The following is a 7,476-nucleotide window of genomic DNA, read 5'->3' as shown; positions in this document are numbered from 1 at the left end:
CGGAATCATTGAACCACTACAGACTGCTGAAGCCGAGATCCATGGAGTAGTCGAGGCGACAACAAACATTGTCGACGGCATCCGCAATTCATTTAAAGGTTTTCGCTGAGATCTCAAGAACCATGCAGGAAAGTTCAAGGTCTGGAGCCGCTTTTGAATATACGTTCTGATTGACGAGAGCAAAACTTCCTCCAGCGATACCAATGATTGTTGCGTATTCGTCTATCTTTAATGTTCGCTTTTGTTTAGCTGGGTCTAGAGTAAGCCCTGGTCGCAAAGCGAACGTTTAGATTTGGCGTAGGCTCGGGGATAAGCGGCGACGTATGATGCCGACCGGATCGGCCCCCTTGCTGGTTGCCATAACCGACCCCGGCAGAGAAGTTGGCTCTCGTAGATAAGCTCACGACGTGTTTTCCTCTACGCCCTTATAAAGAGACGTAATGAGCGGGCACTTCACGTCACCCTGCTCAGTGCAACATGCCTGCACCAGCCCCTCCAGCGTTCGCTCGATACGCCGCAGACTTGAAATTTTCTCACGCACCTTGGCGAGCTTCTGTCCGCCCAGTACCCGTGCTTCATCGCAATGGGTGCCGTCTTGCAGTGTTAGCAGTCCTCCGATTTCATCCAGGCTGAAGCCCAACCATTGGGCCGTTCGAATGAACTGAAGACGCGCCAACGCCTGATCGTCGTAATGGCGGATGCTTCCATAGGGTTTGTCAGGCTCTGCCACCAGTCCCCGGCGCTGGTAATAGCGGATGGTTTCCACTCCAATATTGGCGGCCTTGGCCAGGGCGCCAATGGTCATTGAACGTGGTTTCTTGGACATAGGGGGTTGATTCCGTAGCTGACTACGGGAGTAACCTTATCTCAGTCATCCATCTCATGAAAGGAGCCAACGTAATGTCTGAGCCCAAATCCGGTCGCGGTTCGCTGATCGCAGGGGGCGTTGCCGCCGTCCTGGCATCCGCCTGCTGTCTTGGTCCCCTGGTTTTAATCGCGTTAGGAGTTTCAGGCGCCTGGATCGGCAATCTGGCCGCCCTGGAACCCTATCGGCCCTGGTTCATCGGTGCGGCACTGGTGGCCATGGTGTTTGCCTGGCGCCGGATATACCGGCCTGCACAGGATTGCCAGCCGGGCGATGTTTGCGCGGTGCCGCAAGTACGCACAACCTACAAGGTTGTTTTCTGGATTGTCGCGCTGCTCATTCTGACTGCGCTGGCGTTCCCTTATGTTTTACCCCTATTTTACTGAGAGGCATAGCACCATGAAAAAATCACTGATCGCCACAGCGTTATTCCTGTTCGTTAGCCTGCCGGCCCTGGCAGCACCACAAACCGTCACCCTGTCAGTCCCTGGCATGACCTGTTCGGCCTGCCCGATCACCGTCAAGGCCGCTCTCAACCGGGTGGAGGGCGTGACCTCTGTGGATGTTCGTTATGAAGAACGCGATGCGACGGTCACCTTCGACGACGAGAAAACGACCGTTGAGGCACTGACGCAAGCCACCACCAACGCCGGCTATCCGTCCACGCTGAAACAATCTCAGGCAAAACAGGAGTAACCATGGCAAACCCCAAAACCCTGTTGCGGGTGAGCGTCATCGGCACGGTGCTGGTCGCCCTGTGCTGCTTTACCCCAATACTGGTGGTTTTGCTGGGAACCTTAGGCCTGGCAGCCCTCACCGGCTATCTCGACTACGTGCTTTTGCCCGCACTGGTCTTTTTTATTGGCCTGACCTGCTATGCCGTCTGGCGTAAAAAGAAACACGACGCCTGCTGCGACAGCCCTTCAACCAAGGAGTAACGTTTATGAGTGACAACAACCTGCACATTGCGGTGATTGGCAGCGGTGGCAGTGCCATGGCTGCGGCCCTGAAAGCGACGGAGCGCGGTGCCCGGGTGACGCTGATTGAGCGCGGCACCATCGGCGGAACCTGCGTCAACATTGGTTGCGTACCGTCCAAAATCATGATCCGGTCGGCGCATATCGCCCACCTTCGCCGGGAAAGCCCGTTTGACGACGGACTGAGTGCCCAGGCACCGGTGGTGGATCGTTCAGCCCTTCTGGCTCAGCAACAGGCCCGGGTGGAGGAGCTGCGCGAGTCCAAGTACCAGAGCATTCTCAATGACAATGCCGCGATTACCGTCCTCAAGGGCGAGGCGCGGTTCGTGGACGAGCGCACACTGACGGTTACGCTCAACGACGGCGGCGAGCAGACGGTGCACTTCGACCGGGCCTTTATCGGCACCGGTGCCCGGCCCGCCGAACCGCCTGTTCCGGGGCTATCCGAGACGCCCTATCTCACGTCCACCAGTGCGCTGGAGCTGGATCACATTCCCGAGCGCCTCGTTGTGATTGGTGCCTCGGTGGTGGCCATCGAGCTGGCTCAGGCCTTTGCCCGCCTTGGCAGTCGGGTCACCATTCTGGCCCGCAGCCGGGTGCTGTCTCAGGAAGACCCGGCGGTGGGTGAAGCCGTGGAAGCGGCCTTCCGTCGCGAGGGCATCGAGGTGCTCAAGCAGACCCAGGCCAGTGAGATTACCCACAATGGCCGGGTGTTCACCCTCCAAACCAACGCCGGCACCCTGGAGGCGGAGCAACTGCTGGTGGCCAGTGGCCGCACACCCAATACCGAGAACCTGAACCTGGAGGCCGTCGGCGTGGCTACCGAGCGCGGCGCGATCCGGATCGACAACCACCTGCAAACGACCGCGTCCGGCATTTATGCAGCCGGGGACTGCACCGATCAACCCCAGTTCGTCTACGTGGCTGCCGCCGGTGGTAGTCGGGCCGCCATTAACATGACCGGCGGTGACGCCAGCCTCGACCTCAGCGCCATGCCCGAGGTGATCTTTACCGATCCACAAGTGGCCACCGTCGGTCTGTCCGAGGCGGAGGCCCAGGCTCAGGGATACGACACCGACAGCCGCACCCTGACCCTCGATAACGTGCCCCGGGCCCTGGTTAACTTCGATACCGGGGGCTTCATCAAGATGGTCGCTGAGCGTGGCAGCGGACGATTGCTGGGTGTCCAGTCCGTCGCGGGCGAAGCCGGTGAGCTGATCCAGACGGCCGTCATGGCGCTGCGTGCGCGTATGACCGTGAACGACATTGCCGATGAGCTGTTCCCGTACCTGACCATGGTGGAGGGGCTCAAGCTCTGTGCCCAAACCTTCACCAAGGACGTGAAGCAATTGTCGTGCTGTGCGGGATAAGACGGTGCCGCCAATGTATAACATGGATGAGATCGTGGAACGGCTGGGTCTGACCGGCGAAAGGGAAGCCGCGCTTCATGTGACGCTGTTGCGCGAGCTTGCCCTGGGACAACCGGTCACTGTTGAGCGGCTCGCGAAGTCGCTCAACTGGACGACTGATGAGGCAGAGTTGGTGCTGGAAAAACTGCCCTGCGGGACCATCGAGTACGACGGCCAGGGACGGCTGATCGGCTCCGGCATCACACTGCGAGAAACCCCGCATGCATTTGTCATCAACGATCGGCCCCTTTACACCTGGTGTGCACTGGATGCCTTGATGTTTCCAACCGTTATTGGCGAACGGGCGCAGGTGCAATCGCGTTGCCCGCAGACGAACAACCCGATCAACATGACGATTACGCCACAGAGAGTGGTTTCGCTTGAGCCGGAGGACGCGGTCGTCTCTTTAGTGTCGGTGGCCGCATCGGGAGACATTCGAAGTGCGTTTTGTTGCGATGTCCTTTTCTTTGCCTCTCGACAGGCCGGGGAGGCCTGGGGGCGAGATAAACCAAGCGCGCAGCTGGTGACTGTGCAGGAAGGTTTCGAACTGGGACAGCGGATTGCGCACCTTATGCTCGACAGAGCAAGGCGTTACCAACATGACCTTTAATACCTGAATGTTCGATACCAATCTTGAACGTAGGTCAGCACCCAGGAGCTAGGCCATGTCATTTCCAAAGCGTTCCGTCGCTGCACCCTGTCTGTGCATCAAATCAGGAATTATCTGGACATGCGATTGGTGTATTCCTGTGGTGCCTCACCCGAACAACCGGACATGCACCCATTACACTGGCGATCGACGTGCATCGAATGTTCGCTTCTGTTTAGGTGCTTCTGGTCGCAAAGCGGACATTCGAGTAAGACGAATAGCGCTTGCAGTATGCGCGCCCATGGAATGGAACCGAAGGCGCAATGAAATGGGCTTCGTCGCGCCTGCGCTTAATGGGTTCTACCCCGTTACTGTGGACATTCCTAAAAAGAGGCCTGACACGCTGCTCACAGGCTCGGCGTGCCTCCGAACAACAGGTAATAAGCGATGCCCAGTAGCGAACTGACTAAGATCACCGGCAACATGCCCACCTTGAAGCGTAACATGGCAATAAAGGCGGCCAGTGCAAGCACCACACTGGCGATCTGAATACTGCCCCATGTCGGCACCATTAACTGCATGCCAAAGGTCCGAACCGTATCTACTTCGGCGAAAGCGACATGCACCGCGAACCAGATAGCCAGGTTCAGCATCACGCCCACAACGGCGGCGGTGACCGCCGATAACGCAGCACTCACCGCCTGGTTCCCGCGCAGCCTTTCTACATAGGGTGCGCCCAGGAATATCCACAGAAAACAGGGAACAAAGGTCACCCAGGTAGCCAGAATCGATGCAAGAATGCCCGCTGTAAAAGGATCGAGGGGGCCTGCGTCGCGGAAAGCGCCCATGAAGCCCACGAACTGTACTACCTGAATCAAGGGGCCGGGCGTGGTCTCTGCCATGCCCAAACCATCCAGCATTTCCCCTGGCGCAAGCCAGCCATAGTTCTGTACGGCCTCCTGTGCCATATAAGCCAATACTGAATAAGCACCACCGAAGGTGACGACGGCCAGCTTGCTGAAGAAAAGCCCTATCTGGGTGAAGACATCGTCAAAGCCCAGCGATACAGCCAATACAACTAGCGGTGTGAACCACAGCGGTAGCCAGACCGCGAGTACCTTGAGCGCCCGCTTGCGCGTTGCCTTGGTATGATGTGCGGCACCGCCATCCATCATGGTGTCGATCGCCCGTTCACCATCCTCGGGCGTGTCATGTCCCTTGATGACCACGAATCGTTCCGGGTCCATGTACCGCCCCAGCAGGCCAATAACGGCAGCAGTCAGGATCACTACCGGGAACGGGACAGCGAACAAAAAGATGGCAATGAAAGCAAGGGCCGCCAAGATGTACATATAGGCATTCTTGAGCGCGCGCTTACCGATCCGGATGACGGCCTGAATCACGATCGCCAACACCGCCGCTTTAATCCCGAAGAAAAGCGCCTGCACCAGGGTTGCATCCTGAAAGCCCGCATAAAGCACGCTCAACACCAGGATGCTCAAAAAACCCGGCAACACAAACAGTCCGCCGGCCACGAGCCCACCCTTGACGCCATGCAGCAGCCAGCCGATATAAGTAGCCAGTTGTTGGGCTTCCGGCCCGGGCAGTACCATGCAGTAGTTCAGGGCGTGCAGAAACCGGCTTTCGCTGACCCATCGCTTTTCATCCACCAGAATACGATGCATGACGGCGATTTGGCCGGCAGGACCGCCGAAACTCAGCATTGCAATCCTTAGCCAGACGCGCACCGCTTCCCCAAACGTAATCTCATGACCAAACTCGTTGCGATCGCCACCCGATGGCACAGTGTCTTGTTGGGTTCTGTGGGCTGTATCGGTGGAGTGGGACGACTCCGGCATGCTTACTTCCCCTTCGTATAGGTTGTGTACAAACTGTCGAACACCTGATTGGCAGCCAGTAACAGCTGATCATCGTTATGATGAGACTCGCGAAAGCCCATCAATACGCATTCAACTCCAGTGGCCGCCGGTGGCTGATGGCCGCCAACATCGAGGTAATGCACCAGTTCCGCGATCCGCTGCAGTGCCACCTGGCGCAGGCCAAAGCTCGCCAGCAACGTTTCAAAGGTGACCTTGTCAGCTACATGGGTGAAGGCCGCTCCATCGAAATCAAAACCCAGCGCGTGATCAGGGCAATCAGCTGGAGAGCTTAACCATAGAAAATTCGCTTCCGGATCGATGAATCGCTTAATCAACCAGGCGCTGGCCAGGCGGTCCACCCACGGTCGGCGACGAGTTGCCCATACCCTTCCCAGGTAGTCGGCACGGTTGAGGAGAGCGACCGTGCCTGAAACAGGTAGCGGCTCATCAGGCGACAGCACCCGATTTGCGTCGGTTTCCAGTTCCTGCAACGCCCGATCGACCCGTTCACGGGCAGCACCTGGAAAAAAATCAATCTGTGACACGCGCGTGAAGCGCTTACGCAGTTTCCGGGTCTCCCTAATAACCTCCATGGCCGATTCTGGCAGCAGCGTTGCCCGTAGTTCTGCGATGTCCGAGTGCAAGGCCTCATAGTCGTCCGCACGATCGAATAAAGCGGGGAATTCATGAGCATCCGGGCCGTCAGTGGGTACAACATGGGCGACACCGCCGGCTTCACGCACGTCATGGGCCACAGCCTCCAACTTCTCGACGTGATCGGGGTGAGCTGGCAGTAAATAGACGCCGTCGCGAAGTGAAGCCGCGCCCCATGCCTTAATAGAGCGCCAGGCCCGCATACGCACCGTCGCATTTTCTGTAGGAAGTGACAGAATCAGTAGAAGCCATGACATTCTGTAGAATCTACTACGTGTTTGTAGCAATCACAACACTTTTATGGCTGAACGGTTGTGATGGCCATCTGACTACAGTAGCATTCTCATATATCCCCCCACGGGGGATAGGTTAAAAGCTGGTTTTGACCCCAGACTTACCAAATCATCAGCCACGCTAGGAACACTGTGATGCACCACGAACGACTCGATCATTGGCAACATAAGCATGTCTTTGGCCAGGATCGGAAGCGCCCCGGAGAAATCCGAACGCTCATCGTGGTGGGCCTAACGCTGGCGATGATGGTCTGGGAAATCCTGGCCGGGATCGTTTATGGCTCGATGGCCTTGCTGGCCGATGGGCTGCACATGGGGTCGCACGCGGTGGCCCTGGGTATTGCCGCCTTCGCCTATGCATACGCCAGGAAAAACGCAGGCAACGCCCGATTCTCTTTCGGGACGGGGAAGGTCAATGCGCTGGGCGGCTTTACCGGAGCCATTCTGCTGGCTGTCTTTGCGCTCTACATGGTCATCGAGAGTGTTGGGCGTTTTATCCAGCCCGTCCCCATTTCTTTCGATGGGGCCATATTTGTGGCCATCATAGGCCTGGTGGTCAACGGGGTGTCAGCGTGGATACTGGGGGATGCAGGTCATGACCATGGTCACAGTCACGGGCATAATCACGGTCACCACCATCATCACCATGACCACAACCGACGGGCCGCTTACCTGCATGTGCTTGCAGATGCGTTGACGTCAGTCCTTGCCATTGTTGCCCTTCTGGCGGGTAAATATGCCGGGTGGAACTGGATGGACCCGATGATGGGGATTATCGGTGCGATTCTGGTAACCCGTTGGTCCTGGCA

Annotated in this window: 9 protein-coding genes; 6 read left to right on the top strand and 3 right to left on the bottom strand. The window is 57.6% G+C overall.

Annotated features, from left to right (window positions below; genetic code table 11):
• Positions 1-400: 400 nt before the first annotated feature.
• A complete protein-coding gene (locus B2W52_RS03290) occupies positions 401-826 on the bottom strand; it encodes a MerR family transcriptional regulator (RefSeq protein WP_008175593.1) in 426 nt (141 codons plus the stop codon).
• A 74-nt stretch (positions 827-900) separates the two neighbouring features.
• Here B2W52_RS03290 and merT point away from each other — a divergent pair, with 74 nt between their 5' ends.
• Genes merT through merB form a run of 5 tightly spaced genes read left to right on the top strand, consistent with a single transcriptional unit; the run spans position 901 to position 3,861 of the window.
• Positions 901-1,251 carry a mercuric ion transporter MerT gene (gene merT, locus B2W52_RS03285; protein ID WP_008175596.1) on the top strand — a complete coding sequence of 117 codons (351 nt, stop codon included), beginning with the start codon at positions 901-903 and terminating at the stop codon, positions 1,249-1,251.
• A 13-nt stretch (positions 1,252-1,264) separates the two neighbouring features.
• Positions 1,265-1,561, top strand: coding sequence for a mercury resistance system periplasmic binding protein MerP (gene merP / locus B2W52_RS03280; RefSeq protein ID WP_008175598.1), 297 nt, complete (start codon positions 1,265-1,267; stop codon positions 1,559-1,561).
• A 2-nt stretch (positions 1,562-1,563) separates the two neighbouring features.
• The gene (gene merF / locus B2W52_RS03275) at positions 1,564-1,803 is read left to right on the top strand and encodes a mercury resistance system transport protein MerF (RefSeq protein WP_008175600.1); all 240 of its coding nucleotides are present in this window, start codon (positions 1,564-1,566) and stop codon (positions 1,801-1,803) included.
• 5 nt (positions 1,804-1,808) lie between these two features.
• Positions 1,809-3,212 carry a mercury(II) reductase gene (merA, locus tag B2W52_RS03270; RefSeq protein ID WP_008175602.1) on the top strand — a complete coding sequence of 468 codons (1,404 nt, stop codon included), beginning with the start codon at positions 1,809-1,811 and terminating at the stop codon, positions 3,210-3,212.
• Between the two features lie 13 nt (positions 3,213-3,225).
• A complete protein-coding gene (merB, locus tag B2W52_RS03265) occupies positions 3,226-3,861 on the top strand; it encodes an organomercurial lyase MerB (RefSeq protein WP_008175605.1) in 636 nt (211 codons plus the stop codon).
• Positions 3,862-4,247: 386 nt separating this feature from the next.
• Here the strand turns inward: merB and chrA are convergent, their stop codons facing one another.
• Both chrA and B2W52_RS03255 read right to left on the bottom strand, forming a co-directional pair.
• Positions 4,248-5,588 carry a chromate efflux transporter gene (gene chrA / locus B2W52_RS03260; protein ID WP_286801252.1) on the bottom strand — a complete coding sequence of 447 codons (1,341 nt, stop codon included), beginning with the start codon at positions 5,586-5,588 and terminating at the stop codon, positions 4,248-4,250.
• A gap of 113 nt (positions 5,589-5,701) precedes the next feature.
• Positions 5,702-6,631: a chromate resistance protein ChrB domain-containing protein gene (locus B2W52_RS03255; protein WP_058091223.1), complete on the bottom strand. Its 930-nt coding sequence runs from the start codon at positions 6,629-6,631 to the stop codon at positions 5,702-5,704.
• A gap of 171 nt (positions 6,632-6,802) precedes the next feature.
• Between B2W52_RS03255 and dmeF the strand changes: the two genes are divergently transcribed.
• Positions 6,803-7,476 (top strand): CDF family Co(II)/Ni(II) efflux transporter DmeF (gene dmeF / locus B2W52_RS03250; protein WP_286801244.1); only part of this gene is annotated, 674 nt, incomplete at its 3' end.

It is taken from the genome of Marinobacter sp. UBA2498 (assembly GCF_002341575.1).
Taxonomy (GTDB): Bacteria; Pseudomonadota; Gammaproteobacteria; order Pseudomonadales; family Oleiphilaceae; genus Marinobacter; species Marinobacter manganoxydans.
This window is presented reverse-complemented; position numbering and strand designations above follow the sequence as displayed.

Coding starts and splice junctions, on each gene's coding strand:
- merB (WP_008175605.1), top strand. CDS start 3,226: ATGTATAACATGGATGAGATCGTGGAACGGCTGGGTCTGACCGGCGAA.
- merF (WP_008175600.1), top strand. CDS start 1,564: ATGGCAAACCCCAAAACCCTGTTGCGGGTGAGCGTCATCGGCACGGTG.
- merP (WP_008175598.1), top strand. CDS start 1,265: ATGAAAAAATCACTGATCGCCACAGCGTTATTCCTGTTCGTTAGCCTG.
- B2W52_RS03255 (WP_058091223.1), bottom strand. CDS start 6,631: ATGTCATGGCTTCTACTGATTCTGTCACTTCCTACAGAAAATGCGACG.
- merT (WP_008175596.1), top strand. CDS start 901: ATGTCTGAGCCCAAATCCGGTCGCGGTTCGCTGATCGCAGGGGGCGTT.
- B2W52_RS03290 (WP_008175593.1), bottom strand. CDS start 826: ATGTCCAAGAAACCACGTTCAATGACCATTGGCGCCCTGGCCAAGGCC.
- merA (WP_008175602.1), top strand. CDS start 1,809: ATGAGTGACAACAACCTGCACATTGCGGTGATTGGCAGCGGTGGCAGT.